This window comes from Streptomyces sp. NPDC056600, from assembly GCF_042792855.1.
Classification (GTDB): domain Bacteria; phylum Actinomycetota; class Actinomycetes; order Streptomycetales; family Streptomycetaceae; genus Streptomyces.
The window spans coordinates 1-26,868 of record NZ_JBHTVQ010000076.1 but is presented as its reverse complement, the minus strand read 5'-3'; the positions used below and the strand labels follow the sequence as shown (position 1 = coordinate 26,868).

General features: G+C 74.4%; 23 protein-coding genes and 1 pseudogene. 13 read left to right on the top strand and 11 right to left on the bottom strand.

Features of this window, described 5'->3' with window-relative positions; all coding sequences use genetic code 11:
- Positions 1 to 38: 38 nt before the first annotated feature.
- Positions 39 to 2,198, bottom strand: a complete 2,160-nt coding sequence (locus ACFRAV_RS27825) for a cellulose binding domain-containing protein (RefSeq protein ID WP_382559339.1) — start codon at positions 2,196 to 2,198, stop codon at positions 39 to 41.
- A 451-nt stretch (positions 2,199 to 2,649) separates the two neighbouring features.
- Here ACFRAV_RS27825 and ACFRAV_RS27820 point away from each other — a divergent pair, with 451 nt between their 5' ends.
- The gene (locus ACFRAV_RS27820; RefSeq protein ID WP_382559336.1) at positions 2,650 to 3,537 is read left to right on the top strand and encodes a prohibitin family protein; all 888 of its coding nucleotides are present in this window, start codon (positions 2,650 to 2,652) and stop codon (positions 3,535 to 3,537) included.
- Between the two features lie 94 nt (positions 3,538 to 3,631).
- On the opposite strand, the gene ACFRAV_RS27815 is transcribed toward ACFRAV_RS27820, so the two are convergent.
- On the bottom strand, positions 3,632 to 4,414 hold the full coding sequence (locus tag ACFRAV_RS27815; RefSeq protein WP_382559334.1) for a MerR family transcriptional regulator: 783 nt from the start codon (positions 4,412 to 4,414) through the stop codon (positions 3,632 to 3,634).
- Positions 4,415 to 4,597: 183 nt separating this feature from the next.
- Here ACFRAV_RS27815 and ACFRAV_RS27810 point away from each other — a divergent pair, with 183 nt between their 5' ends.
- On the top strand, positions 4,598 to 5,824 hold the full coding sequence (locus tag ACFRAV_RS27810) for a serine hydrolase domain-containing protein (protein WP_382559332.1): 1,227 nt from the start codon (positions 4,598 to 4,600) through the stop codon (positions 5,822 to 5,824).
- Positions 5,825 to 5,959: 135 nt separating this feature from the next.
- Positions 5,960 to 6,610, top strand: coding sequence for an MOSC domain-containing protein (locus ACFRAV_RS27805; RefSeq protein WP_382559330.1), 651 nt, complete (start codon positions 5,960 to 5,962; stop codon positions 6,608 to 6,610).
- A 22-nt stretch (positions 6,611 to 6,632) separates the two neighbouring features.
- On the opposite strand, the gene ACFRAV_RS27800 is transcribed toward ACFRAV_RS27805, so the two are convergent.
- Entirely contained in the window at positions 6,633 to 7,169 is a 537-nt protein-coding gene (locus tag ACFRAV_RS27800; protein WP_382559328.1) for a GNAT family N-acetyltransferase, read from the bottom strand.
- A gap of 158 nt (positions 7,170 to 7,327) precedes the next feature.
- On the opposite strand from ACFRAV_RS27800, the gene ACFRAV_RS27795 reads away from it, so the two are divergent.
- A complete protein-coding gene (locus tag ACFRAV_RS27795; RefSeq protein WP_382559326.1) occupies positions 7,328 to 8,113 on the top strand; it encodes a sulfite exporter TauE/SafE family protein in 786 nt (261 codons plus the stop codon).
- Between the two features lie 87 nt (positions 8,114 to 8,200).
- On the opposite strand, the gene ACFRAV_RS27790 is transcribed toward ACFRAV_RS27795, so the two are convergent.
- The gene (locus tag ACFRAV_RS27790; protein ID WP_382559324.1) at positions 8,201 to 8,752 is read right to left on the bottom strand and encodes a DinB family protein; all 552 of its coding nucleotides are present in this window, start codon (positions 8,750 to 8,752) and stop codon (positions 8,201 to 8,203) included.
- Between the two features lie 42 nt (positions 8,753 to 8,794).
- On the bottom strand, positions 8,795 to 10,045 hold the full coding sequence (locus ACFRAV_RS27785; protein ID WP_382559322.1) for a saccharopine dehydrogenase family protein: 1,251 nt from the start codon (positions 10,043 to 10,045) through the stop codon (positions 8,795 to 8,797).
- Positions 10,046 to 10,528: 483 nt separating this feature from the next.
- Here ACFRAV_RS27785 and cutA point away from each other — a divergent pair, with 483 nt between their 5' ends.
- From cutA to ACFRAV_RS27765, 4 genes are all read left to right on the top strand, one after another.
- Positions 10,529 to 10,903: a divalent-cation tolerance protein CutA gene (gene cutA / locus ACFRAV_RS27780; RefSeq protein ID WP_382559320.1), complete on the top strand. Its 375-nt coding sequence runs from the start codon at positions 10,529 to 10,531 to the stop codon at positions 10,901 to 10,903.
- Positions 10,900 to 11,364 (top strand): gamma-glutamylcyclotransferase family protein, encoded by a 465-nt coding sequence (locus tag ACFRAV_RS27775; protein ID WP_382559318.1) that lies wholly within the window; start codon positions 10,900 to 10,902, stop codon positions 11,362 to 11,364. The genes cutA and ACFRAV_RS27775 overlap by 4 nt, the downstream gene beginning before the upstream one ends.
- A gap of 134 nt (positions 11,365 to 11,498) precedes the next feature.
- Positions 11,499 to 11,846 carry a YciI family protein gene (locus tag ACFRAV_RS27770; RefSeq protein ID WP_382559316.1) on the top strand — a complete coding sequence of 116 codons (348 nt, stop codon included), beginning with the start codon at positions 11,499 to 11,501 and terminating at the stop codon, positions 11,844 to 11,846.
- Complete coding sequence (locus ACFRAV_RS27765) at positions 11,843 to 13,216, top strand: RNA polymerase sigma factor (protein ID WP_382559314.1); 1,374 nt, start codon at positions 11,843 to 11,845, stop codon at positions 13,214 to 13,216. Before ACFRAV_RS27770 ends, ACFRAV_RS27765 begins: the two co-directional genes overlap by 4 nt.
- Before the next feature lie 55 nt (positions 13,217 to 13,271).
- Here the strand turns inward: ACFRAV_RS27765 and ACFRAV_RS27760 are convergent, their stop codons facing one another.
- Together ACFRAV_RS27760 and ACFRAV_RS27755 are read right to left on the bottom strand one after the other, a co-directional pair.
- Positions 13,272 to 15,416, bottom strand: coding sequence for a molybdopterin oxidoreductase family protein (locus ACFRAV_RS27760; RefSeq protein ID WP_382559312.1), 2,145 nt, complete (start codon positions 15,414 to 15,416; stop codon positions 13,272 to 13,274).
- 174 nt (positions 15,417 to 15,590) lie between these two features.
- Complete coding sequence (locus tag ACFRAV_RS27755; RefSeq protein ID WP_382559310.1) at positions 15,591 to 16,304, bottom strand: vancomycin high temperature exclusion protein; 714 nt, start codon at positions 16,302 to 16,304, stop codon at positions 15,591 to 15,593.
- 183 nt (positions 16,305 to 16,487) lie between these two features.
- Between ACFRAV_RS27755 and ACFRAV_RS27750 the strand changes: the two genes are divergently transcribed.
- The 4 genes from ACFRAV_RS27750 to dnaG all read left to right on the top strand — a co-directional run bounded on the left by ACFRAV_RS27750 (position 16,488) and on the right by dnaG (position 22,139).
- Complete coding sequence (locus tag ACFRAV_RS27750; protein WP_382559308.1) at positions 16,488 to 17,234, top strand: sirohydrochlorin chelatase; 747 nt, start codon at positions 16,488 to 16,490, stop codon at positions 17,232 to 17,234.
- A 69-nt stretch (positions 17,235 to 17,303) separates the two neighbouring features.
- The gene (locus ACFRAV_RS27745; RefSeq protein ID WP_382559306.1) at positions 17,304 to 18,602 is read left to right on the top strand and encodes a deoxyguanosinetriphosphate triphosphohydrolase; all 1,299 of its coding nucleotides are present in this window, start codon (positions 17,304 to 17,306) and stop codon (positions 18,600 to 18,602) included.
- A gap of 190 nt (positions 18,603 to 18,792) precedes the next feature.
- A complete protein-coding gene (locus ACFRAV_RS27740; protein WP_382559304.1) occupies positions 18,793 to 20,058 on the top strand; it encodes an NAD(P)/FAD-dependent oxidoreductase in 1,266 nt (421 codons plus the stop codon).
- A 122-nt stretch (positions 20,059 to 20,180) separates the two neighbouring features.
- Entirely contained in the window at positions 20,181 to 22,139 is a 1,959-nt protein-coding gene (dnaG, locus tag ACFRAV_RS27735) for a DNA primase (protein WP_382559302.1), read from the top strand.
- A gap of 58 nt (positions 22,140 to 22,197) precedes the next feature.
- On the opposite strand, the gene ACFRAV_RS27730 is transcribed toward dnaG, so the two are convergent.
- The 3 genes from ACFRAV_RS27730 to ACFRAV_RS27720 form a co-directional block, all read right to left on the bottom strand.
- Complete coding sequence (locus ACFRAV_RS27730) at positions 22,198 to 22,455, bottom strand: hypothetical protein (RefSeq protein WP_382559300.1); 258 nt, start codon at positions 22,453 to 22,455, stop codon at positions 22,198 to 22,200.
- A 945-nt stretch (positions 22,456 to 23,400) separates the two neighbouring features.
- The gene (locus ACFRAV_RS27725) at positions 23,401 to 24,366 is read right to left on the bottom strand and encodes a nucleotidyl transferase AbiEii/AbiGii toxin family protein (RefSeq protein WP_382559298.1); all 966 of its coding nucleotides are present in this window, start codon (positions 24,364 to 24,366) and stop codon (positions 23,401 to 23,403) included.
- On the bottom strand, positions 24,366 to 24,986 hold the full coding sequence (locus ACFRAV_RS27720) for a hypothetical protein (protein ID WP_382559296.1): 621 nt from the start codon (positions 24,984 to 24,986) through the stop codon (positions 24,366 to 24,368). Before ACFRAV_RS27720 ends, ACFRAV_RS27725 begins: the two co-directional genes overlap by 1 nt.
- 274 nt (positions 24,987 to 25,260) lie before the next feature.
- On the opposite strand from ACFRAV_RS27720, the gene ACFRAV_RS27715 reads away from it, so the two are divergent.
- A complete protein-coding gene (locus ACFRAV_RS27715; RefSeq protein WP_382559294.1) occupies positions 25,261 to 26,463 on the top strand; it encodes an RNA polymerase sigma factor in 1,203 nt (400 codons plus the stop codon).
- Positions 26,464 to 26,493: 30 nt separating this feature from the next.
- Here ACFRAV_RS27715 and ACFRAV_RS27710 read toward each other — a convergent pair.
- Positions 26,494 to 26,868 (bottom strand): annotated as a pseudogene (locus tag ACFRAV_RS27710) (IS5/IS1182 family transposase); the annotation flags it as partial.

The following is a 26,868-nucleotide window of genomic DNA, read 5'->3' as shown; positions in this document are numbered from 1 at the left end:
ACAGGGCCCCTCCCGTGCGGGGGCCGGGCCGGGCCGGGTCAGGAGGTGCGGCAGACCGTGCCGTTCAGGGTGAAGGCCGTCGGGGCCGGGTTGGCCCCGTCGTTGGCGCCGACGAACCCGAAGGTGGCGGTGGAGCCGCCCTTCGGGGCGAGCTCCCCGTTCTGCCCGTTGTCGGTCACGTGGACCTTGGTGCCGGAGCTGGAGACCTTCGCGTTCCAGAAGCTCTGGACGGACTGGCCGGTGGAGGGCCAGGCGAAGTCCAGGCTCCAGCCGTTGATCGCGGTGTCGGCGAGGTTGGACACGGTGACCGTGGCGACGAAGCCGTTGCCCCAGCCGGCGTCGACCCGGTAGGTGACCAGGCAGCTGCTGTCGCGCGGCGCGGTGGTGGCGAAGGTCAGCGGCACGGACGGGCGGGAGAGCCGGCCGTCGGCGTCGCGGGCGAGCACGTTGACGGTGTGCTCGGAGCCCGGCGGGAGGTTCCGCACGGTCGCCGAGGTGGAGGTCGAGGTCGCCAGCAGCTGGGCGTTCGTGCCCAGGCGCTCGTACACCTCGTAGCGCACCGCCTTGCCGCTGCTCGGCGCGGACCAGCTCAGCGTGGCGGTGGAGCTGTCCACCGCGGTGACCTTGGGCGCCCCGGGGGCGCCGACCGAGGCGGCCGCCGCGTGCGGGGAGACCGTCACCGTGGTGATCGAGTAGGGCGGGAGCTCCTGGACGCCCCCGCCGGTGGCGGCGACCCGGGTGACGTCGGTGTCGCCGCGGCCGTAGCGGTGCACCACCGGGGCCTGCGTGGTGGGCGTGAACCCGGCGTAACCGATCTTCGCGGTGTGGGTGGCGTCCTTGTCCTTGTTGATCAGCATGACGCTCAGGGTGCCGTCGGCGCGGTGCACGGCGTGGGCGGAGACCTGGTCGTCGGTGGTCGACGAGGCGACCATGGTGTCCCCGGCCGCGCCCAGCTTGGTGAGGGACTTCAGGCCGAAGTAGGGGTGGAACGGCGTGTTGACGGCGGGCTGGCAGACGTCGCCGACGCAGCCGCCGCTGGAGAGCAGGCCGTAGTCGTTGAAGTCGGTGTCGCCGTCGACCGTGCTCACCTTGTCGGGGCCGTTGTGGGTGTTCCACCAGTCGACGTTGAAGACGCCGTTCTCCAGCGCCGTCATGTAGGTGTCCGCGGCGAACAGGCCGTTGGGGCGGCTGTTCATCTGGGTGTTGGAGTTGACCTCGGTGAGCGCGATGCCGATCTTCGAGGAGCGCTCCCCGGCGTAGCGGTCGATCTGGCGGCGGACCTCACGCAGCTGCCCGGGCAGCCGGGTCGTCCGGTCGAGGGCCTCGTCGGCGCTCGCCCCGCCCGGGTAGGAGTGCACGATCACGAAGTCGACCGTGCCGGCCACGGCGTCCAGGACGGTGTGGTTCCAGTCCGCCGAGTCGCCCTCGCCGGTGATCCCGTCGGGCCAGTCGCCCGGGGTGGTCAGCACGGCGCCGATCTTGATGGTGGGGTCGACGGCCTTCATGGCCTGGGAGTAGGCGAGGACGTTGCGGGCGTACTCCTTGGGGCTCTTGTCCGCGTGGTCGTCGGCCTCCCAGCCGCTGCCGTAGTGGCCGTTGCCGTAGTTCTCGTTGCCGATCTCCCAGTACTTCGCCCCGTACCCCTTGGTGACGTTGGCGTACCGGACCCAGTCGGCGGCCTCCTGCGGGGTGCCGGTGCCGTAGTTGGCGATGATCATCGGCTGGCCGCCGGTGGCCCGGACGGTGCCCATGAACGCGTCGAAGCCGGTGCCGGGGGCCACGTAGCCGCCGGGGGCGGTGTGGTCCTTCCAGTGGTAGATGTCGCCGTAGGAGCCGCCGGGGTAGCGCATCACCTTCACGCCCGCGGCACCCATCAGGTCGGCGACCTCCGGGTCGTTCATGTGGGAGTCCCAGATGGCGGTGTTCACCCCGAACGCCGCCTTGTCGATGGTGCCGAGGCCGACCCCGGCGTTGACGGAGACGTCCACGGTCGCCGCGTCCGCGGCGGAGGTCCCGGCGGCCTGGCCGGCGGCCGCCGGGCTCGGCGGGACGGCGGCCAGCGCGGCGACGGTGGCCAGTGCGCAGGTCAGCACGGCGACGGGGCGTCCACGGCCTCCGCGGCCGGACCGGACGGGACCGGACCGGACGAGACCGGCGCGGCCTGACCGGCCGTGGGTGAGTCGATGGGCGAGCGGCATGGGGCGTGTTCCTCCTCGGGCGACACCGACGGCGGACGCCCGGTGCCGATGGTGGTCCGCATCTGAGGACCTGTCAGGTGGGAGCGCTCCCACGATGATGCGGGGGAGGCATGACCGCGTCAATGGGGCGGGCGGGGGCAGTCCTGTCGCTCCCCTGCCGCGGGCCGGGGAGGGGGCCCGAGTCCCTGGGACTGCCGGGCGGCGAGGTGTCCCGGGTCCGCGGGGCCGCCGGGCGGCGGGGGCTCCGTGTCCGCCGCGGCGGCCGGGCGGTGGGGTGTCCGTACCCACCCGGAACCACCGGGCGGCGAGGTGTCCCGGTCCGCCGGAACCGCGGCGTGGTGGTGCGGCGTCCGCAGGGATGCGACTCGCGCGGGCGGCTCCCGGCGGGACTCGCGGGGCCCGCTCCGACCGGGCGGGCCCGTCACCCGGAACAGGGGGCCAGGGGGACCGGATGCTCTTTCTCTGTGTGCTGCTGCTCGTCGCGGCGGTCGTGCTGTACGTCGTCGGCCGGGCCCAGGACAGCGGCGGCTGGAAGCTGGGCGCGGCGATCAGCGCCGTGGCCGCCGTGCTGTCCGGGATCTTCGCCTGCGTGCACGTGGTGAGCGCCTACGAGGTGGGCGTCCCGGTGACGTTCGGCTCGGTCGGCGAGCCGCTGTCCTCCGGAGTCAACCTCTCGTCGCCGTTCACCGACGTCACGACCTTCTCCACCCGCCCCGTGGACCTCAACCTCGACGGCAAGGACCGCGTCGAGGTCCGCTCCTCGGAGGGCGGGGTGCTCTACGCCGACGTCACCGTGAAGTGGGCCGTCGTGCCCAAGGACGCGGTGCGGCTCTACCAGCTGGCGGGCAGTGAGGAAGGGGTGCAGGAGCGGCTGGTCACCCCGGACAGCCGGGAGATCATCCGCAACGTCTTCGCACAGCACACCAGCGAGGAGGGCTACGCCTCGGCGCGCGAGCAGATCGGCACCGAGATCGCGGACCTGATCGAGAAGCGGCTGGCCCCGCGCGGCATCGACGTCACCGCCGTCAACCTGCGCAACGTCCGGCCGTCGGAGAAGCTGCAGGACCAGATCGACGCCAAGCTGCAGCAGGAGCAGGCGACCCAACGGGCCGAGGAGGCGGGGCGGACCGCCGAGGCGGAGGCGAAGCGGCGGCGGATCGAGGCGAAGGGCATCGCCGACGCCAACAAGATCCTGGAGCGCTCCCTGAGTGACAAGGTGCTCTACAACCAGTGCCTGGAGGCGTTCAAGGAGGCCGCCAAGTCCCACCCGGTGTACGCCTCGCCGTGCGGCGCGGGCTCGGGCGGCTCGCCGGTGATCGTCGACGGGACGAAGAACTAGGCCTGTCCGGAACGGAGGCCCGTCCGGAGGCCCGGGCGGGCGGTCCGACCGGTCCGGCGGCGGTCCGCCCGAGGTCAGCCGCGCCGGACCGCCGTCACCGGCCCGGCACGGTGATCCCGGCGGCGCGCAGCTCCGCCTCGACCAGGGCGTTCAGCCGGGCGACGGACGGGGCCCGGTCCTCCATGTGGTGGTTGACCACCTCGTAGCGGGTCGCGACGTCTGCCCCGTCCTCGAACCCGGACGGCGTCGACAGCAGCTCGCGCCGGGCCAGCAGCTTGCCGGCCAGCGCGGAGGCCAGTTCCTCGATCCGCGGATCGTCGGGGTCCCAGCTCCTCGCCTCCCAGCCGCGCCTGGTCAGTTCGACGGTCTCGGGGTCGGCGAGCGACTGCTCGAGCCAGGTCACGAAACTGTCGAAGATCTCCGGGACCAGCGCCCGGGTCAGCACGAGGGCTTCCCGCTGGCCCGTCACGTAGGCGGGGTCGAGGCCCAGTCCGTCCAGTGTCTCCAGGACCGCGCAGGCTCGGTCGGGCAGCAGGGCCCGGTCGCCGTGGTCGAGGCGGTGCAGTCGGTCGCGGCGCGCGGTCAGGTCCTCGATCCGCGCGGTGAGCTCGCCGTGGACCTCGTTCAGGGTGGCGGCGAAGGTCTCCGGATCGGCGTCGAGGAGGTCGCCGACCTCGGCCAGCGGCACCCCGGCCGCGGCCAGCGAGCGGACCCGCACCAGCCGGAACAGGTCGTCCGAGCGGTAGCGGCGGTAGCCGGAGGCGTCGCGCTCCGGCTCCGCGACCAGGCCGAGCCGGTGGTAGTGCCGCACGGTCTTGATCGTGACGCCGACGTACGCCGCCGCCTGACCGATCGTGAGCCCGAGCCCGTCCGCCATCGCCTTGACGCTCCTCCGTGCCGGGGGTCGTGGTGGGTCGTCGCGGGGCGAGGATAGCGCGCCCGGCGGGCACTTGACCTTGACCTTGGGTCAAGGGTGCAGCCTCGTTCCACGGCCCCTTCGGAGGGCCGCGTGGCCGCCGGACGGCGGCCGCGGGAGGGCACCGTGAACAGGAGACGGGTCATGGCAGTGAGCGACGGCGGCTTCACCGAGGCGGGACTGCGCCGGCTGCGGGAGGTGCTGGAGCGGCACGTGGAGTCCGGGAGGATCCCCGGTCTGGTCGCCCTGGTCGGCCGCGGCGGCCGGACACACGTGGAGGCGATCGGGACGATGCGGCACGACGGCGGCCCGCCGATGCGCCGGGACACGATCTTCCGGATGGCGTCCACGTCCAAGCCGGTCACCATGGCGGCGACGATGGTCCTGCTCGACGAGTGCCGGCTGCGGCTGGACGACCCCGTGGACCCGTGGCTGCCCGAACTCGCCGACCGGCGGGTGCTGAGGCGGCCCGACGGCGCGCTGGACGACACCGTTCCGGCGCGGCGGCCGGTCACCGTGCGGGACCTGATGACCTCCACCTTCGGGCTCGGCACCGACTTCGAGTCGATGGCCTCGCCGATCAGGGCCGCGACCTTCGAGCGCCTCGACTACAGCGTGGCCTCCGGCCCGGCGCCCCACCAGGACGAGTGGATGCGCCGCCTCGGCGAGCTCCCGCTGCAGTACCAGCCGGGCGTGCGGTGGCAGTACGACCTCAGCAACGAGGTGACCGGTGTGCTCGTCTCCCGGGTCGCCGGGCAGCCGCTGGAGACGTTCCTGCGCGAGAGGATCCTCGATCCGCTGGGGATGAAGGACACCGGCTTCCACGTGCCCGGCGACCGGATCGACCGGCTGCCGCCCCTGTACGGGCCCGATCCGCGGACCGGGGAGTTCGCGGTCTGGGACGAGGCGGCGGGAGGAACGGCGAGCAGGCCGCCCGTGTTCCAGGGAGCCGGCGGCGGGCTGGTCTCCACCGTCGACGACTACCACGCCTACTTCCGCATGCTGCTGAACCACGGTGTGCACGACGGCGAGCGGATCCTGTCCCGGGCCGCCGTCGAGCTGATGACCACCAACCGTCTCACCGCCGCGCAGATGGCCGCCCGGGCGGCCATGTTCGACGGCGTCGCCCACCTGTCGTCCGGGCAGGGGGCGGCCGGCGGCTGGGGATTCGGCATGTCGGTGGGCACCGGACGCGACGACTACGCGCCCGTCGGCCGGTTCGGCTGGTTCGGCGGCACCGGCACCACCGCCTACGCGGACCGGACCCACCAGCTCACCGGGGTCCTGCTCACCCAGGTCGGACTGTCCACCCCGGACTCGCCGCGCGCCATGGCCGACTTCTGGACCACGCTCTACCAGGCCCTCGACTGACCGGGCCCACGGTCGCGGGCGGCGACGGCGCCCCTCGTCGCCGCCCGGCCCCTGTCCCCGGCCGAACCCACGATTCCGAGGAGTTGGCGGGGAAACGGGTCGCCCCGGCGTGCGGAGGGCCGTACTGTCCCGCGCATGCAGCTGCTCTCCGTCAATGTCGGCAGGCCCCGCCCCAACCCGTGGAAGGGTCTCAGCGCGACGGGCATCGACAAGCGGCCGGTCGACGGTCCGGTCGCCGTCACCGCGCCCGGGCCCAAGGGCACCGGCGAGGTCGGTCTCGCGGGCGACCGCGTCTACGACGTGAAGCACCACGGCGGTTTCGACCAGGCCGTCTACGCCTATGCCCGTGAGGATCTCGACCGGTGGGAGGCCGAGCTGGGCAGGCCGCTCGCCGACGGCGTCTTCGGGGAGAACCTCACGACCCTCGGCCTCGACGTCAACGGAGCCCTGATCGGCGAACGTTGGCGCATCGGGCCGGACGTCGTCCTGGAGGTGTCGTGCCCGCGGATCCCCTGCGCGACGTTCCAGGGCTGGCTGGAGCGAGAGGGCTGGATCAAGCGGTTCACCCGGGCCGCGGTGCCGGGAGCCTACCTGCGCGTGATCGAGCCGGGAGACATCCGGGCCTGTGACCCCGTCGACATCGTCCACCGGCCCGACCACGACGTGACCGTCGCGCTCGCCTTCCGCGCGATGACGCTCGAACCGGACCTCCTGCCGCGACTGCTGGTCGCCGACGCGCTGATCGAGGAGGGCAGGGAACTGGCCCGCAGACGCACGACCACCTAGGTGATCGGCGCCAGGGAACCGCTCACAGCCGACCCGGGCGGCGCGTGGCCGTCCCCCGCCCGCCCGGCGCCGCGAAGCAGCGGAGGGTCACCGTCTGCCGCGGCCCCCACCGCTGCTCCCGGTCGCCGAGGTGCCGCCAGCCCAGGCGGCGGTAGAGGGCGACCGCCGCGGTGTCGGTGGAGAGCACGTCGAGGACCGGATGCCGTCCCGCCGCGGCGGCCTCGGCGGTGAGGTGCTCCAGCAGGGCCGCGCCCGCGCCGAGGCCGCGGGCGGCGGGGGAGACGAAGAGACGGTTCACCACCACCGCGCCGGTCCGGTCGCCGCCCCACAGGCCGGGCGCCAGGTCGTCCTCGGCCGGGCGGGAGAGCGCGGCGTGGCCCACGACCAGGCCGTCGCGCTCCGCCACCCACGCCCCCACCAGCGAGGGCGGGCTGAGCCAGGCCGCGGGGTCGGCCGGCCAGTTCAACGGGTAACCGTCCCGCTCGTGCACGGTGCGCAGCGCCGCGGCGCAGGCGGGCAGATCGGCGTCGGTGCGTTCTCTCGGCTTCAGTGCCGTCATCGCGAGGCATCCAGGTCGGACCGGCGGCCCAACGTACCGCCTGCCGCGCGGTCTCTTCGCCCGGGCGCTGCCCGACGACCTGGGGTTCTGCCGCGGCAAGCTCAGAAGCCACTCAAGTCCGTGGACGGTACATCTGTGCCCTTCGTAGGGTGACGATCATGCCTGACATATCGCTGACCGCCGTCGTCCTGCTCTGCGTCGCCGCACTGGCGGCCGGATGGATAGACGCCGTGGTCGGCGGCGGCGGGCTCCTGCTGCTGCCCGCGCTGCTGCTCGGCCTCCCGGCCGGCGGTCAGGCCGCGCAGTTCGCGCTGGGGACCAACAAGGCGGTGGGCATCGTCGGCACCACCGGCGCGGCAGTCACCTACGCCCGCCGCACCCCCGTGGACGTCGGCACCGCGGTGAAGATCGGGCTCGCCGCCCTTGCCGGGGCCGGCGGCGGCGCGCTGGTGGCGGCGGCGCTCAGCAAGGACGTGCTGACGCCGGTGGTGATGGTGGTGCTGCTGGGCGTCGGCGCCTTCGTTCTCCTGCGGCCGGCGTTCGGCACCGTGCCTTCGGCCGAGCCGGTCTCCCGGCGGCGGGTGCTGGCCGCGATCGGCATCGGCGGCGTCGGCATCGGCTTCTACGACGGCCTGATCGGCCCGGGCACCGGCACCTTCCTGGTGCTGGCGCTCACCGCGATCCTCCACCTCGACCTGGTCCGCGCCTCGGCCACCGCGAAGATCGTCAACTGCTGCACCAACGCCGGGGCGCTGGCCATGTTCGCCTGGAAGGGCACCGTCTTCTGGCAGCTGGCCGCGCTGATGGCCGTCTTCAACCTGGCCGGCGGCATGCTCGGCGCCCGCACCGCCCTCAAGCGCGGCAGCGGCTTCGTCCGCGTGGTGCTGCTCACCGTCGTCTTCGCGCTGGTCGTCAAGATGGCGTACGACCAGTGGCTGGCCTGAGCCGCCCATGTCCACGCCCTGGGCCCCGGGCCTGGGCGTACAGCCCTGAGCCGTCGGCAACGCTCAGGGGCACGGCACCTGCCTCGGTTACCTGGGCGGGTCCTCGCCCGTGAGCCCGTCGACGGATTCGCGGATGAGGTCGGCGTGACCGGCGTGGCGGGCGTACTCCTCGACGAGGTCGAGAAGGATCCGGCGGAGGTTGGGGCGTTCGCCGGCACGGGTGGTGTGGGCGCCGAGCTGGTCCAGCCCACCCGTGGCGAGCGCCTCGTCGACGACGGCACGGGAGCGGGCGACCGATGCCTGCCAGAGAGCGCGCAGTTCCTCGGGGGTGTCCTCCGCGGCCGAGCGGTAGTCCCAGTCGGGGGCGCTGTCCCAGTCGACGTCGCTCCAGGGAGCACCGACCGGGGAGCCGAGCCACAGGCGGGCGAAGTGGCTGTCCTCGACGTGCGCCAGGTGCTTGAGGAGGCCGCCGAGCGTGACGGCGGACGGGCCGAGGGTGGCGCGGAGGCCGGAGGCGTCCAGGCCGGAGCACTTCCAGGCCAGGGTGGCCCGCTGCCGTTCGAGGGCGCCGAGGACGGCTGCCGCCTCGGTGCCGGCGAGGGGAGGTTCCGGCCACGCTTCGACGGTGCTCTCAGTCATGGCCGCAGACCTTGACCGAGGGAACCGACAAGGGCAGTGGGCTCAGGCGTCCAGGCGTTCCGTGGTGATGGTGAAGCCCGCCGCGCGGAGCCGCTCGGCGAGGGCGTCGGCCATGGCGGTGGCCGGGGTGAGGACGCCGGCGGTGGCGGGGAGCCGTTCCCCGTCGAGGGCGAGCGCGAGGCCGCTCTCGCCGAGCATCACCGCCGTGGCCTGATAGCCCGGATCCCCCTGGGCGGCGAACACGGCCCGGTAGCGGGCCCCGGTGGTGCTGCGGGTGACCGTGGTCATGGTGAAGTGCCCGTTCGCGCGGGCCTTCGCGTCCGGCCCGGTGCCGGGCTTGGGCGCGACGCGGCGCAGCAGCCGCAGGCCCGGGCCGCGGGCGACCAGGGGCCCGCCCGCCTGGAACGCCGCCAACGCCGCGGCGACGCCCGCCGCCACGACCGGCGCCGCCGGTGACTTCCCGGTCCACATGACCTCGCCGTAGCGGAAGTCGCGGCCGTACGCCCAGTCGAGCAGGGCGGCGCTGCGGCGCACGATCTTCGTGTTGTGCGAGGCCATGATGAAGGTGGTGACCCACCCGGGCATGCCGGGGACGACGTCGGTGGCCCGGCGCAGCGCGTGGTCCTTCTGGGCGCCGAGGTCGGGCTCGCGCCCGCGGTCGGGGCTGAGGGCGTAGGGGTCGGCGAGGACCCGACCCAGCGACCGGTCGGCGGCGACGGCCTCCAACTGGGTGATGCCGGAGTCGACGGTGCCGCCGCTCATGCCGCCCTTGAGGGCCGCCACCAGCGTGGTGCCGGTCATCCGTCCGGCGTCGTCGTCGGCCAGCCTGCGGTGGAGCAGGTAGGCGTTCAGGTCCGAGGGGACCGAGTCGAACCCGCACGAGTTGACGATCTTCGCGCCGGACGCGGCGGCGACCTCGTGGAACCGGTCGGCGCACTCGCGCACGAAGAGCGGCTCCCCGGTGAGGTCGGCGTAGTGGGTCCCCGCCTTCGCGCAGGCCTCCACCAGCGGCAGACCGTAGCGGGCGTAGGGACCGACCGTGGTCACGACGACCCTGGTCCGCTCCGCCATCGCCGCCAGGTCGGCGGGATCGCCCGCGTCGGCGACGATCGTCCGCCAGGTGGAGGCGCCGTCGCCGAGCGTCCGCAGGAGGGCGTCCAGCTTCTCCGGCGAGCGGCCCGCCAGCGCGATCCGGGTACCGGCGGGGGCGGCCCGTGCCAGGTACTCGGCGGTGAGCGCCCCCACGAAGCCGGTGGCGCCGTACAGCACCAGGTCGAACTCTCGCCCGCTCATGCGCTGTGCTCCGTTTCCTCGCCCGCGGCCGGTCGCGGGCGGGTGGTGGGGGTTGCCGGTCCGGTCCACGGAGTTTTCCACGGCACGGCGCTCCCGGTCACCCCCGCCGCGGGCCGGGACGCCTGGAGCGGTCCCTCCGGGGTGAGGGGCGTCGCGCCCGGAGGGGTCAGGGGCGCGCGGTGGTCGGCGACGGACAGCGGAGGTGTCCGGCGCTCCCGTCGCTCTCGCCCGGCGATGCGGGAGTGCCGCCGACTCCCGCGCCCCTGCACCAACGAGGTAACCGGCAGGCGCGCCGCGGCGCTTGCCGAGGTGACGTCGGCGCGAGGCCGCTTTGTCCGCGCCGCCCGGTGTATGCGCAGCTCACGCGTGGCGGCGGGCGCGGTGACGGGCCGTGCGGGCCGGTCGGCGAACGGGTGAGGTCGCGGCGCGGGACAATGACCGTGACCGGAGCGAGGACCGCGCACCCGCGGAGGGACGACGACCATGGCCGAGTGGCTGACCGTGCTCACCACCATCGACTCCCCGGAGAAGGCGCAGGCGCTCGCACGGGGCGCCGTGGAGGCGCGGGTCGCCGCCTGCGCGCAGATCGCCGGGCCGGTGACCTCGGTGTACCGCTGGCAGGGCGTGGTGGAGACCGCTTCGGAGTGGCAGGTGCTGTTCAAGACCACGGCCGGCCGCTACGAGGCGCTGGAGGCGCACCTGCGCGCGGCGCACGACTACGAGACGCCGGAGATCATCGCCACGCCCGTGGTGCGGGGCGACGCGGCGTACCTGCGGTGGATCGAGGACGAGACGACACCCGAGGCGGGGACGGGGACGGGGCCTGGGGCGGGCGCGGGGACCGGGGCGGCCGGATGAGCCCGCGGACCGAGCGGCTTCCCGTCTTCGTCTACGGCACGCTCCGCCCGGGCGGGCTGTACCACCCCTCGTACCTCCTCGGCCGCACCACCGCCGAGGAGCCCGCCACCCTGAGCGGCGTCGTCCTGCACGAGGGGCCCGGCTATCCGTACGCACTGGAGGAGGACGACGCCGGGCCCGGAGCCGGGAGGGCCGCCGACGTGGAGCCCGGCGTCGTCCGCGGGGACCTGATGACCCTCGCCGAGGACGTCTACGCGCGGATGCTGGACGCGCTGGACCAGCTGGAGGAGTACCGTCCCGGCGACCCCTCCAGCCTCTACCTCCGCGCGGTCCGCGAGGTCACCCGCACCCGCGACGGGGCGAGGGTCCTCGCCTGGGTCTACCTCGCAGCCCCGCGCCTGGCCGCCCGGCTGCGCGCCGAGGGGCGCGTCATCGCGGGCGGCGACTGGTTCACCCGCTGACCGGCCACCGGTCGGCTCTCGACGCCCGCGGTCCGCGCCCACGGGCGGGTCGGTATGCGTACGGTCTGTCGAATCGGCGCCGCCCGTCCGACGGAGAGGCGTACCGACCAGACGCACAGTCAAGGAGTCCCGCCATGGCCCAGTACGCGATCCTCATCTTCGACGACCCCACGGCCGGCGACTACAGCCCCGAGCAGCAGGCGGCGAGCAAGCGGCACGCCGACGACCTCATCGACTCCGGCACCATGATCGCGGCGTACGCGCTGCATTCGGCCGACACCGCCACCTCGTTGCGCGGCGACGTGGTCACCGACGGCCCCTTCATCGACTCCAGGGAAGTCGTCGCCGGCATCTGCGTCATCGAGGCTCCCGACCTGGACGCCGCCCTGGAGCTGGCGCGCCACAACCCCGCCGTCCGGTGGGGCCGCGGCGGTGTCGAGGTACGGCCCGTCGCGGGCGGTGTCGCGCCCATCGCCCGATGACGGCCACGACGGCCACGACGGCCACGACGGCGATGACGGAGGCGACGGCCACGACGGACGCGAGGCGGGCGGTCGCCGACGCGCACCGGCGCGAGTGGGCCCTCGTGCTCGCCGCGACGGTGCGCGTCGCCCGCGACCTGGACCTGGCCGAGGAGTGCGTACAGGAGGCGTACACCGCGGCGCTCACGACCTGGGAGCGTGACGGGGTCCCGGGCAACCCCGCGGCCTGGCTCACCACCGCGGCCAAGCGCCGGGCGATGGACGCGATCCGCCGCGAGCGGACGTTCCGCTCGAAACTGCCGCTGCTGGTCGAGCCGGATGAGGCCGTGGACGAGCCCGCCGTGGACGAGCAAGACCAGAGGCAGGCCGTGGACCCGGAGGATGTCGTCCCCGACGAACGCCTGCGGCTCGTCTTCACCTGCTGCCATCCCGCACTCGCCCAGGAGGCGCAACTCGCACTGACGCTGCGGCTGGTGTGCGGGCTGCCGACACCGGACGTCGCCCGGGCGCTGTTGGTGTCGGAGCAGACCATGGCCGCCCGCATCACCCGGGCGAAGAAGAAGATCTCCACCGCCCGCATCCCGTTTCGGGTGCCGCGCCCGGCGGAGCTGCCGAACCGGCTGACGGCCGTGCTCGGCGTGATCCATCTGCTGTTCACCGCCGGGCACACGGCCCCCTCGGGCCCCGCGCTCATGCGCCCCGACCTGGTCGACCGCGCGCTGCGCCTGGCCCGCACCCTGCGGGACCTGATGCCCGACGAGCCCGAGGTCCATGGGCTGCTGGCGCTGATCCTGGTCACCGACGCCCGGCGCGCCACCCGCACCGGCGCGAACGGCCGGCTGCTGCGGCTCGAGGAGCAGGACCGCTCGCTGTGGGACCGCGCCGCGCTGACCGAGGCGCACGAGTTGATCATGGCCGCCCTGCGCGGCGGCCGCGCAGGGCGGTACACCCTGCAGGCGGCGATCGCCTCGCTGTACGCCGAGGCGCCGGGATACGAGGAGACGGACTGGCAGCAGATCGTGGCCCTCTACGACAGGCTGCTGTCGCTGTGGCCCTCGCCGGTCGTGGCGCTGAACCGGACCGTGCCGCTGTCGATGGCCCACGGACCGACGGCCGCGCTGGCGCAGGTCGAGGCACTGGAGCGGGACGGCCGCCTCTCCCGCCACCACTACCTGCCGGCGATCAAGGCGGACCTGCTGCAACGCCTCGGCCGTGCGGACGAGGCGGCGGCCGCCTACCGGCAGGCGCTGGAGCTGACCGGCAACGAGGCCGAGAAGGAGTTCCTCACCGCACGCCTCGCCGAACAGGAGTTCCGGCCGGGGGCCGCGGGCCGGGGTACCGGCGGCGGTCGGGCAACGACCGACGTCTGAGCGAGGGCGGCGCCGGTTCACCCGCCGAGCGGCCACCGGTTCACCCGCCGAGCACTCAGGCCCGCTCCACGCGGACCGCGCAGGTCTTGAACTCCGGCATGCGGGAGACCGGGTCCAGCGCCGGGTTGGTGAGGGTGTTGACGCGGCCCTCGCCGTACCAGTGGAACGGCATGAAGACCGTGTCCGGCCGGATCGCCCCGGTGACCCGCGCCGGGGCCACCGCGCGGCCGCGCCGGGAGACCACGGCGAGCCGGTCGCCCTCCGCGACCCCCAGCCGCTCCGCCAGCCGTGGGTGCAGCTCGACGAACGGGCCGGGCGCGGCCGCGTTCAGCTCGGCGACGCGGCGGGTCTGCGCGCCCGACTGGTACTGCGAGACCACCCGCCCGGTGGTGAGCAGCAGCGGGTACTCCTCGTCGGGCTCCTCCGCGGAGGCCCGGTGGACGACCGGCACGAAACGGGCCCGGCCGTCCGGGTGCGCGAACCGGTCGAGGAACAGCCGCGGCGTGCCGGGGTGCGGGGCGGTGCCGCCGTCGCCGAGCCGGACGTCACCGGCACTTCCGCCGTCCCCGCCATCTCCGTCGTCGACCCGCTCCGGCGCGGGCCAGAACACGCCGTTCTCCTCCGCCAGCCGCCGGTAGGTGATGCCCGAGTAGTCCGCGAGGCCGCCCGCGCTCGCCCGGCGGAGCTCCTCGAAGACCTCCTCGGGGTCGTCGGAGAACCCCTTCTCCACCCCGAGCCGGGCGGCCAGCTCCCGCATCACGTACAGGTCGCTGCGCACCCCGGCGGGCGGGGCCAGCGCCTGCCGCCGCAGCAGCACCCTGCCCTCCAGGTTGGTGGTGGTGCCGGTCTCCTCCGCCCACTGGGTCACCGGCAGCACCACGTCGGCCAGCGCCGCCGTCTCGGAGAGCACCACGTCGGCCACGGCGAGGAAGTCCAGCGAGCGGATCCGCTCCTCGACGTGCGCGGCGCGCGGCGCGGAGACCACCGGGTTGGACCCCATCAGCAGCAGGGTGCGGACGTCGGTGCCGAGGGCGTCCAGCAGCTCGTAGGCGCTGCGGCCCGGCCCCGGCAGCGAGTCCGGGTCCACGCCCCACACGCCCGCCACGTGACGCCGCGCCTCCGGGTCGTCCAGCTTGCGGTAGCCGGGCAACTGGTCGGCCTTCTGGCCGTGTTCGCGGCCGCCCTGGCCGTTGCCCTGGCCGGTGAGGCAGCCGTAGCCGGAGTAGGGGCGTCCGGGACGGCCGGTGGCCAGGCAGAGGTTGATCCACGCGCCGACCGTGTCGGTCCCCTTGGACTGCTGCTCCGGGCCGCGCGCCGTGAGCACCATCGCCGCCTCCGGCTCGCAGAACATCCGTACCGCCTCGCGCAGTTGCGGCACGGGCACGCCGGTGATCCGCTCCACGTACTCCGGCCAGTGCGCCATCGCCGCGGCCCGGGCCTCCTCCCAGCCGGTGGTCCGCTCCGCGATGTACGCCTCGTCGGTCCGCCCCTCGGCGACCACCAGGTGCAACAGGCCGAGCGCCAGGGCGAGATCGGTGCCCGGGCGGGGCGCCAGGTGCAGGTCGGCCTGCTCGGCGGTGCGGGTGCGGCGCGGGTCGATCACGATCAGCGTGCCGCCGTTGTCGCGCAGTTCGGTGAAGTAGCGCAGCGACGGCGGCATGGTCTCGGCCGGGTTGGAGCCGACCAGGATCACGCACCCGGTGCGCGGGACGTCCTCCAGCGGGAACGGCAGGCCGCGGTCCACGCCGAACGCCTTGGTCCCGGCGGCCGCGGCGGAGGACATGCAGAACCGGCCGTTGTAGTCGATCTGTGAGGTGCCGAGCGCCACCCGGGCGAACTTGCCCAGCGTGTACGCCTTCTCGTTGGTGAGCCCGCCGCCGCCGAAGACGCCCAGCGCGTCCGCGCCGTGCTCGGCGCGGGTGCGCAGCAGGGCGCCGGCGACCCGGTCCAGGGCCTCGTCCCAGCTCGCCGGCGTCAGCTCGCCGTCGGCGCCGCGCACCAGCGGCTCGGTCAGCCGCGCCGCGCGCTCCAGCACGGCCGGGGCGGTGCGGCCCTTGCCGCACAGCGCGCCCCGGTTCACCGGGAAGTCCGCGCGCTCCAGCACCTGGACTCCGCCCCCCTCGGCGGGGGCCAGGTTCATGCCGCACTGCAGGGCGCAGTACGGGCAGTGGGTGGGCGTGGACGCGGCGGTGTTCTGCATACCGACCAGCGTGCGCGGGAGCTGTTACGAGGCCCGTCGTCGCCGGTTACGCGGCCGGGACGGTGACCTCCCGGCCCGGCCCGCCCCGCTGTGAGGGCCCTCCCTCCCCCGGCGCGAGGGCCTTGTCCCACCCGGGGCGAGGGCCGCGGCTCACTCCGGTGCGAGGGCCGCGCCTCACCCCGCTGCGAGGGCCTTCTCGACACCCTTCTCGCGGGGCCCGAGGAAGTGCGGGTCCGGCTCGAGGAGGGCGTCGAGCCCGGCCTTGCCCGCCGCGAGGGTCTCCCGGACGACGCCGTAGTACCAGACGGCGTCGTGCCGGTCACCGGTGGCGGCCACGCCGTAGGAGGCGATCCCCGCCTCCTCGCACAGCGCCACCGCCCGGCGGACGTGGAAGCCCTGGCTGATCAGGACCGCCTCGTCCACGCCGAAGATCCGCTTCGCCCGGGCGCAGGAGTCCCAGGTGTCGAAGCCGGCGTAGTCGCTGACGATCCGCGAGCCGGGCACACCGCGCTCCACCAGGTAGGCGCGCATCGCGTCCGGCTCGTCGTACTCCTCGCGGCTGTTGTCGCCGGTGACCAGGACGACCCGGACGCGGCCGTCCGCGTAGAGCGCGGCCGCGGTGTCCAGGCGGTGCGCCAGATAGGGGGAGGGCTCGCCGTCCCACAGCCCGGCGCCGAACACCACCGCGACGTCGGTGCGCGGCGCCTCCTCGGGGGAGCGGAGGCGGTCGTCCGCCGCCGTCCACACCCACGCGTAGGGCAGCAGCGCCAGCGCGCACACGGCCACCGCCGCGCGCACCAACCGCCGCCGGCCGGCCGTCGTCCGCGGCCACGCCCTGCGCGCCGCCGCCCGCGCTCCCCACCGCACCCGCGGCAGGATCCCGGGCATCGCCTGCCGCGGTGCGCGCGGCGTCTCGTGTCGTTTCCCCACGTCGTCCCACACGCCCGGAGGCGTCGGGGTGGTTCCCCCACGCCGCTCACACCGGGTGCGGGACAGCTGTGATCGGAGGGAAAACAAGGCGGACGCCGGGCGGCAACCGGGCGGCAACGTGCCCGGGGGAGGATCGGTGGCATGTCCGAGACCTCACGCCCCGCCCTCGTGCTCGTGCCGCACGGCAGCCGCGACCCCCGGGCCCTGGCCACCGCGCGGGCCCTGGCCGGCCTGGTGCGCGCGGCGCGGCCCGGCCTCGACGTCCGGCTCGGGCACATCGAGCTGAACGAGCCGCTGCTGGCCGACACCCTCGGCGCCCTCGGCGGCACGCCCGCGGTGCTGGTGCCGCTGCTGCTGGGCCGCGGACACCACGTCAAGCGGGACATCCCGCGGACCGTCGCGGCGCACGCCACCGGCCCGGTCCGCCTCGCGCCCGCCCTGGGGCCGCACCCGCTGCTGGTGCGCGCCCTGCACCGGCGACTCGTCGAGGCGGGCTGGCCCGAGGCCCCGGGCGCGGTGACCGCCCGGCACGGCGTGGTCCTCGCCGCCTCCGGCTCCCGCGACCCCGACGGGGCCGTGGACACCCGCCGCACCGCCGCCACGCTGTCCGCCCGCCTGGGCGTGCCGGTGGTCCCCGCCTACGCCTCCGCCGCCCCCTCCGTCGCCGAGGCGGTCGCCGCGCTGACCGCCCGGGGCCGCACCGAGGTGGCCGTCGCCTCCTACTTCACCGCCCCCGGACGCTTCCACACCGAGACCGCCGAGGCCGCCCCCGGCATCGTGGCCGCGCCGCTCGGCGCCCACCCCGACGTCGTCCGCCTGGTGCTGCGACGTCACGACGAGGCGGCCGCCACCGCCGCGCGGACGCGCCCCGCGCTCGCCGCGGCGTAGGGCCCGTCCGCCGGGCAGGACCTGGCCGACACGAGGCGGCTGTCGCCCGCACCAATTACTGTCGTCGACATGGCAGGCAACGAACCGACCGCCGGATACGACGAGGCAGCCGTCGAGCGCTGGGCCCCGGAACCCGACAAGCGCCCCGGACGCACCGCCTTCCAGCGGGACCGCGCCCGGGTGCTGCACTCCGCCGCGCTGCGCAGGCTCGCCGGGAAGACCCAGGTCGTCACCCCGGGAACCGTCCGCCTCTGGGACGCCAGCCCCCGCACCCGGCTCACCCACTCGCTGGAGTGCGCCCAGGTCGGCCGGGAGCTGGGCGCGGCCCTCGGCTGCGACCCCGACCTGGTGGAGGCCGCGTGCCTCTCCCACGACCTGGGCCACCCGCCGTTCGGGCACAACGGCGAGCAGGTGCTGGACGAGTTCGCCGCCGACTGCGGCGGCTTCGAGGGCAACGCGCAGTCGCTGCGGCTGCTCACCCGCCTGGAGCCCAAGCGGTTCGTCACCGACCGCACCACCGGCGAGATGACCAGCGTCGGCCTCAACCTGAGCCGGGCCGCGCTGGACGCCGCCGCCAAGTACCCCTGGCCGCGCGGCGGTCACCCGGCCGGTCCCGCCTTCCGCAAGTTCGGCGTCTACGAGGACGACCGCCGGATCTTCGACTGGGTCCGGGCCGACGCGCCCGCCCGCGACCGGGTCTGCTTCGAGGCGCAGGTGATGGACTGGGCCGACGACGTCGCCTACTCCGTCCACGACGTCGAGGACGGGCTGCACGCCGGTCACATCCAGCCGTCCCGGCTGCACAGCGCCGCCGACCGGCGCGAGATCTTCACGGTGGCGGTGCTGGACGCCCGGTACGTGCCCGCCGACACCGACCCGGAGGAACTCGGCGCGGCCCTCGACCGGCTCCAGGCCCAGGAGTGGTGGCCGCACGGCTACGACGGCAGCGCCGTCGACCAGGCCCGGCTCAAGGACGCCACCAGCCAGCTGATCGGACGGTTCTGCACCGCCGCCGAGACGGCGACCCGGGCCGCCTACGGTGACGGCCGTCTGACCCGGTACAAGGCGCAGCTGGTGGTGCCGCGGACCACCCGGATGGAGTGCGCGGTGCTCAAGGCCGTCGCCGACCTGTACGTGATGCAGCGGGCCGAGCAGGAACGGCTGCGCGCCGACCAGCGGGTGGTCGTCGCCGAGCTGGCGGAGGCGCTCACGGCGCGGGCGCCGGAGGGGCTGGACCCGCAGTTCGCGGCGCTGTTCGACGCCGCCGCGGACGACCGGGCGCGCAAGCGGGTGATCGTCGACCAGATCGCCTCCCTCACCGACGCCTCGGCCCGGGCCCTGCACACCCGCCTCACCATGCAGGCCTGACGCCCGCCCGCGCCCGGAGGGCCGGCCCCGGCCGAAGGGCCCGCCCTCCCCGCGGCAGAAGGGCCCGTCCCGGCCGAAACGGTCCGTTACCGCCGGGACAAGGACCGCGTGGCCTCTTCGGCAGGTTCTCTCCGGGCACTAGCCTCCGTGCGGGACGCTCATCCGGCACCACCGGAGAAGGAGGCACATCGTGGTCGACGCGGACCAGACGTTCGTCATCGTCGGAGGAGGCCTGGCCGGCGCCAAGGCGGCGGAGACGCTGCGCGCCGAAGGCTTCCGCGGGCGGGTGATACTGATCAGCGACGAACGGGACCATCCCTACGAGCGGCCCCCGTTGTCCAAGGGCTACCTGCTCGGTTCCGCGGACCGCGACAGCGCGCTCGTGCACGAGGCGGCCTGGTACGCCGCCCACGACATCGAGCTGCACCTCGGGCAGACCGTGGACGCGCTCGACACAGCGGCCCGCACCGTGCGCCTGGGGGACGACGGCACGCTCGTCCCCTACGACCGGCTGCTGCTGGCCACCGGCGCCGAGCCGCGCCGGCTGGACGTGCCGGGCACCGACCTGGCGGGCGTCCACCACCTGCGGCGGTTCGCGCACGCCGAGCGGCTCAAGGGCGTGCTGGCCGCGCTGGGCCGCGACAACGGGCACCTGCTGATCGCCGGGGCCGGCTGGATCGGCCTGGAGGTCGCCGCCGCGGGACGGCACTACGGGGCCGAGGTCACCGTCGTCGAGCCCGCTCCCACCCCCCTGTACGGGGTGCTGGGCCCGGAGCTGGGCAACGTCTTCGCCGAGCTCCACCGCGAGCACGGGGTGCGGTTCCAGTTCGGGGCGAAGCTCACCGAGATCGTCGGCCAGGACGGGCTGGTCCTGGCCGCGCGGACCGAGGACGGCGAGGAGCACCCGGCGCACGCCGTGCTCGCCGCGATCGGCGCGGCCCCCAGGACCGCACTGGCGGAGTCGGCCGGACTCGAGCTGGCGCCCCGCGAGCTGGGCGGCGGCATCGCGGTCGACGCCTCGCTGCGCACCTCCGACCCGCACGTCTTCGCGGCCGGCGACGTCGCCGCGTTCCCGCACCCGCTGTTCGGCGCCCGGCTGCGGGTGGAGCACTGGGCCAACGCCCTCAACGGCGGACCGGCGGCCGCCCGGGCCATGCTGGGGCGGGAGGTCGTCTACGACCGGGTCCCGTACTTCTTCTCCGACCAGTACGACCTGGGCATGGAGTACTCCGGGTGGGCCCCGCCGGGCGCCTACGACCAGGTGGTCATCCGGGGCGACGCCGGCAAGCGCGAGTTCATCGCGTTCTGGCTGAAGGACGGCCGCGTCCTGGCCGGGATGAACGTCAACGTGTGGGACGTCACGCCCGCGATCCAGGACCTGATCCGCGGCGGCGCGCCCGTGGACCCGGACGCCCTGTCCGACCCCCGCGTCGCCCTGGACGCGCTCGTCGCCTGACCCCGCGGGGCCCGGGACCCGCCGGTCCCGCCCGTGCCGCCGCCCGCGGCGCGGGCGGGACCGACGGGCGGTCCGGCGGGCGGTGGAGCCGCGACGTCGGCGCACGCCCGTACAATTTGCACGTGGCTGGCGGCGGCAGGATCAACGACGAGGACGTGAAGGCGGTTCGGGACGCGGTCCCGATCGACTCCGTCGTGTCGGAGTACCTCCAGCTGAAGAACGCCGGCGGCGGCAACCTCAAGGGCCTGTGCCCGTTCCACGACGAGAAGTCCCCGTCGTTCCAGGTCAGCCCCGCCAAGGGCCTCTTCCACTGCTTCGGCTGCCAGGAGGGCGGCGACACCATCACGTTCGTGATGAAGGTCGACCACCTCACCTTCTCGGAGGCCGTCGAGCGCCTGGCCGGCCAGGCGGGCATCACGCTCCGCTACGAGGAGGGCGGCTACAACCCCTCCCACCAGCGCGGCGAGCGCATCCGCCTGATCGAGGCGCACAAGATCGCCGCCCAGTTCTACGCCGAGCAGCTGGCCACCAGCCCCGAGGCGGACACCGGCCGCGCCTTCCTCGCCGAGCGAGGCTTCGACCAGGCCGCCGCCGAGCACTTCAACGTCGGCTACAGCCCCCAGGGCTGGGACCACCTCACCCGCTACCTGCGCGGCAAGGGGTTCAGCGACAAGGAGATCCTCACCTCCGGCCTCGCCCAGGAGGGCCGCCGCGGCCCCATCGACCGCTTCCGCGGCCGCCTGATGTGGCCGATCCGCGACATCGGCGGCGAGGTCGTCGGCTTCGGCGCCCGCAAGCTCTACGAGTCGGACAACGGGCCCAAGTACCTCAACACCCCCGACACGCCGGTCTACCGCAAGTCGCAGGTCCTCTACGGCATCGACCTCGCCAAGAAGGACATCGCCAAGACCAGCCGGGCCGTGGTCGTCGAGGGCTACACCGACGTCATGGCCTGCCACCTCGCCGGGGTGACCACCGCGATAGCCACCTGCGGCACCGCCTTCGGCGGCGACCACATCAAGATCCTCCGCCGGCTGCTGATGGACAACGGCACCTCGCGGGTGATCTTCACCTTCGACGGCGACTCCGCGGGCCAGAAGGCCGCGCTGCGCGCTTTCGAGGACGACCAGAAGTTCGCCGCCGAGACCTACATCGCCATCGCGCCCGACGGCATGGACCCCTGCGAGCTGCGCCTGGCCAAGGGCGACGACGCCGTCGCCGACCTGGTGCAGCCGCGCACCCCGCTCTTCGAGTTCGCGCTGCGCCAGATCGTGGCCCGCTACGACCTGGACACCCCGGCCGGCCGGGCCGCGGCGCTGGACGAGGCCGCCCCGGTGGTCGCTAAGATCAAGAACGTGGGCGCGCAGCACGAGGTGGCGGTGCAGCTCGCCGGCATGCTCGGCATCCTGGACACCCAGTTCGTGGTGCGCCGGGTCGCCCAGATCGCCCGCTGGGCCCGCGACCGCGGCGGCCGCGGGCCCGCGCCCGAGAACGGCCGCCAGCCGCAGAACGGCCCGCGCCACCCGCAGGACGGCCCGGGCGCCGCCCATGCCGGCCCCGCCGCGCAGGGCTCCCGCGGGCCCTCGGGCGCCCCCCTCAACCTGCGCAACCCGGTGCACGCCACCGAGCGCGAGCTGATCAAGCTCGCCCTGCAGCGGCCCGAGCTGGTCTCCCCGGCCTTCGACGCGTACGGCGTCGACGAGTTCACCGCACCGCCCTACGCGGCGGTGCGCCAGGCCGTCATGGACGCGGGCGGCGCCGACGCCGGAGCCCGGGACCCGCAGGAGTACCTGATCCGGGTCCGCGACGCCGCCCCCGACGACACCGTCCGCTCCATGGTCACCGAGCTGGCCGTCGAGGCGATCATGGTGCGCCGCCCGGTCGACGAGAACTACGCGGGGGAGCAGCTGGTCGCCGTCCGCCGCCGCGCGGTGGACCGCCGCATCCAGGAGGTCCAGTCCAGCCTGGCCCGCCTGGGCCACCAGGGCGACCCCGCCCAGCTCACCGCCGTGCAGAACGAGTTGTGGGTGCTCCAGCAGTACGGCCAGGCGCTGCGGGAGCGGGGGGCCGCGGCGCTCTAGGCGTGTCGCTCACGAGCGCCGTCGACGCCCGCACCCTCGGTGGTGACGGCCGTGCGGTTCACCCCATCCACTTGGGGAATTCGCAGGTCACCCAGACGCGTACGTCGGCGTCCTCGGCGCCGGTGTTGGTGAACAGCTGCTCCGAGGGACGCTGCCACACCGGATAGACGTTGCTGCCGGTGGCGTGGACGCCCGACGCCGGGTCGACGGCGGCTCCGCCGATGGCGGCCATCCCTTCCGCCCAGGGGCAGAACCCCTGGGGAATCTCCACCGCGTAGTTCTCCGCCCCCGCGGGGACGGTCCCGGTGAACTCCATGACCTCGAAGTAGGGCGGCAACTCCGGCCCGGGCGGGCCGGGTTCACCTTGTTCGCCTTGCGGTCCGGCGGGACCTGTCTCGCCCTGGGGTCCTGCGGGTCCGGCGGGTCCTGTGGCGCCGGGTTCGCCTTGTTCGCCCTGGGGTCCGGCGGGGCCTGTTTCGCCCTGGGGTCCGGCGGGTCCTGTGGCGCCGGGTTCGCCTTGTTCGCCCTGGGGTCCGGCGGGCCCTGTTTCGCCTTGGGGTCCGGCGGGTCCGGCGGGTCCGGTGGCGCCGGGTTCGCCCTGTTCGCCCTGTTCGCCCTGCAGCCCTGCCGGGCCGGGGTCGCCCTGGGGCCCAACGGGTCCTGCCGGGCCGGGTTCGCCCTGCTCACCGGGTTCCCCCTGGGGTCCGGGAGGCCCGGCGGGGCCGGTTTCTCCCGGTTCCCCCTGCTCCCCTTGCGGCCCTTCCGGACCTGCGGGACCTGCGGGCCCTCCGGGTCCGGGCGGCCCCGCAGGCCCCGGAGGCCCCGGCGGTCCCGAGGGCCCCGGCTCACCGCCGCCACCGCCGCCGTAACCGTCGTCGCCGTAGCCTTGGCCGTCCGGACCGGGACCGGACGCCGCCGTCCGCCCCAGGTCGGCGGCGACGGCCTCCGCCGTGCCCAGCGCGAGGCCGGCCAGCAGGCCGGGCACGGCCAGAGCGAGAACCAGCGTGCGCCGTCTGCGTCCTGATATCCCCCGTAGGGCACGTCGCGTCATACGGACTCCTCCATCGGTGGGCACGATCCGAGCACACCCAGAAAAGCACGCATACCTCGCGAAAGGCGCATTACGTGTAGTGTGCGAGTGAAGATCGTGCCTCGCCCACGCGAAGACCTCCGGTTGCGGCGACGAGCGTGCACCGCGACCTGGGACGGCTTCCTCCGCAGCGCCGAGGGACCGGCGCACCCCGGGGTGCCGGTCGTGCCCTCACGCCAACTCCAGTCCCAGCGTGGGCTCCAGGGCGTCGAGCAGCCGGTCGGTGTACTCCTGACGGCGGTCCTCGAACTCCGGATGGTCGACGACGAACTCCTCCCACTGGACGTCCGCCAGCTGCTCGGCCAGGTGCGCGCGCGTCAGGCGCCCCAGGCTCCGCAGGTACGGCCAGTCCTCGCAGCCCTCCAGTACCGGCCGCAGCAACTGCCGCGAGAGCGGCATGCGTTCGGCCAGCAGCACCGCGTCGTAGAGGTCCTTGCCCTGCGGGTACCGGTCGGAGAGCAGCCAGAGCACCTTCCAGGCCAGGGACAGTTCGAGCGTCGCCGCCCGCACCGTGCCGCCGCGGGGCAGCTCCACGGATTCCGGTTCCTGGAGCAGCCTCTCGTTGAAGACGAAGTCCAGCTGCACCGTCCCGCCGGGCAGACCGGACGCCTCCGGCGCCGACCAGGGCAGCACCATGCGGCGGCCGGGCACCCGCTCGTACGTCCAGATGTCCTCCGTCACCGCGCCCCGCGCGTCGAACCGCGGGCAGGCCGCCTCCCAGCCGGACAGCGACTGCGCGGCCCGGGCGATCTCCTCCAGCATCCGGGCCGTGCCGGGGTCCTCCATGGCCCAGGTGTGCGGGACGACCACGAAGTCCAGGTCGCCCGGTTCGCGGGCCTCCGCGCCGAACCGGAGCGCCATCAGCGCGCTGCCGCGCAGCACCAGCGCGTCGGACCACGCGGACCCGGCCACCGCCTCCAGCACCAGGTCCAGCGCCCGTCGCCGCGCGGCACGCCACCGCACACCCCGCCGGGCGTGCTCGAAGCGCGGCTCCGAGGCCCGGTAGGCGTCCGCGCGGTGCTTCATCGCCGGGTCGAAGACAGGGCTCTGGGTCACCCCGTCCGCGTCCACCCAGCTCAGCGTGGCCGGCAGGTCGTAGTACCGGGGGTTCTTCCACGGGTTCCTGGGCGTGCTCATCACACAGGTCCTTCCTGAAGCTCCTCGAGCCATCCCGCGTCCACCGAGGCGTCGCTGTCGTACAGCACGAACTCCCGCTCCACGTCGAGCACTTCCTCCCCCGTCAAGGCCTCGAGCAGCGCGTCCAGCGCCCGTCGCGCGCCTCCCGCGTCCACACCCCGGCACCGCTGGGTGACGAACCGCTCGTGGTGCCGGGGGCCGGTGACCCGCCGAGCGTTCCACGACAGGTGGGCTCCGTGCGGGGCGACCCGGGCCGCCAGGGCCGTCAGGTCGGCGGCGGCGTCCAGACGGAGCTTCACGTGGTGCTCGAAGTGGCGTCCGTCCTCGCAGGGTTCGGGCGGGACCTCCGGGGCCAGCGGGTCGGACTCGACCTTCAGCCGGGCCACCGGGAATCCGTCCGCCTCCAACTCGGCCCGCACCGCGCGGGCCTGGGACAGCTGGCCGGCGTACGAGCCGGCGTCGCGCAGGGTGACCATCGGCTGGGACGGGGTGCGGCCGCGGGCGAGCACCACATGGGTGAGCTTGAGTCCGCGCGCCGCCGACCAGCGGCGCAGCCGGTCCAGCGCGGCGTCGTCCGGGCACCGCACCGTCAGGTGCGCTTCGTAGGAAGAACGGGGCATCCGCTGATCATTACAGAGGGATTTCTGGGGGCGCACATGAGTTTTGCGTCGCCTGGGTAATCAAGCCGTCACGTACCGGTCGCAGAAAGTGGGCGCACGACCCTCGTGAGGGGAGTGTGTCCTACGCCACACTGGGTCCGGCGCCGAGTACCCCGGAGCACGCCCGGCCCGTGACCCACGACGCGGCCGAGCCGCCCGGCGTCACCCCCCGCAGTCGCCCACAGACGCAAGCGCTGCCGCACCCCCAGCAGCGATCACCCTGGAGGTCGCACGCGTGCAGACCCAGACCCTCTCCCACACCGCCGGTCCCTCGCGCGCCCTCGCCGAGGGGGACGCACCGGTCCTGGCGGCGGTGCCCCTGCAGGACCGCGCGGCGCACCACCCCGAGACGCAGGTCCCGTCCCTCGACGAGCCGGCCGAACCGGTGGAACCCGTGGGGCCGCACGACCCCGCCGAGCCGGTGGACGCCGCGGACGTGGCCGAGGCCACGGAGGCCGAGCCGGTGGAGGTGGAGCCGGCCGACCTGGAGGAGCCGGTCGCGACGCGGCGCAAGGCGCAGACCGCGGGCCCCTCGGCCGACCTGTTCCGGCAGTACCTGCGGGAGATAGGCCGCATCCCGCTGCTGAGCGCTGCCGAGGAGGTCGAGCTGGCCCGCCGGGTGGAGGCCGGGCTGTTCGCCGAGGAGAAGCTCGGCCGCACCCCCGACCTGGACAGCCGGCTCGCCCACGACCTGGACCGGCTGGTCGTGCTGGGCCGGCTCGCCAAGCGCCGCCTGATCGAGGCCAACCTCCGGCTGGTCGTCTCCGTCGCCAAGCGGTACGTGGGCCGCGGGCTGACCATGCTGGACCTCGTCCAGGAGGGCAACCTGGGCCTGATCCGCGCGGTGGAGAAGTTCGACTACGCCCGCGGCTACAAGTTCTCGACCTACGCCACCTGGTGGATCCGCCAGGCGATGTCCCGCGCGCTGGCCGACCAGGCCCGCACCATCCGCGTCCCGGTGCACGTCGTCGAACTGATCAACCGCGTGGTGCGGGTGCAGCGCCGCCTGCTCCAGGAGCGGGGCTACGAGCCGACCGCCGACGAGGTCGCCGCCCAGCTGGACCTGACCGCCGAGCGGGTCCGCGAGGTCCTGCGGCTCGCCCAGGAACCGGTGTCCCTGCACGCCCCGGTGGGCGAGGAGGAGGACGTCGCCCTCGGCGACCTCATCGAGGACGGCGACGCCGTCTCCCCGGTCGAGACGGCGTCGTTCATCCTGCTGCGCCAGCACCTGGACGCCGTGCTCTCCACCCTGGGCGAGCGCGAACGCCGCGTGGTGCAGCTGCGCTACGGCCTGGTCGACGGCCGGCCGCGCACCCTGGAGGAGATCGGCCGCCTCTTCGGCGTCACCCGCGAGCGGATCCGCCAGATCGAGTCCAAGACCCTGAGCAAGCTGCGTGACCACACCTTCGCCGAGCAGCTGCGCGGCTACCTCGACTAGACCGTTTCGTTGGGACCAGCGGGTTGACCGGAGGAAGATGCCCGCGATGTGGAGGCCGGCCAGGTGGATGGTCGCCGTCTTCTCGTGGCGGGTGGCGATCCCTCGCCTTGCTTGAGGCGGTTGACGCGCCGCTCGACGGTGTTGCGCTGCTCGTACGTGTCGCGGTCGAAGGTCGGCTGACGCCCGCCTCGGCTGCCGCGCCTGAGCCGGTGGACGTTCTGGTCCGCCCGAACGGGGATGACCGCCCGGATACGGCGGTCAGGAAGAAGGCCGGCGGGCGGCAGCGGCCGTCGGCCGCGAGGTGGATCGTGGTGGTCGGTCCTCCGCGGGACCGGCCGATGGCATGGTCGGCCGGCTCGTCTGCCGAGGCCCGCAGAAAGGGGGCCCCGGCTCGTCTGCCGGGGC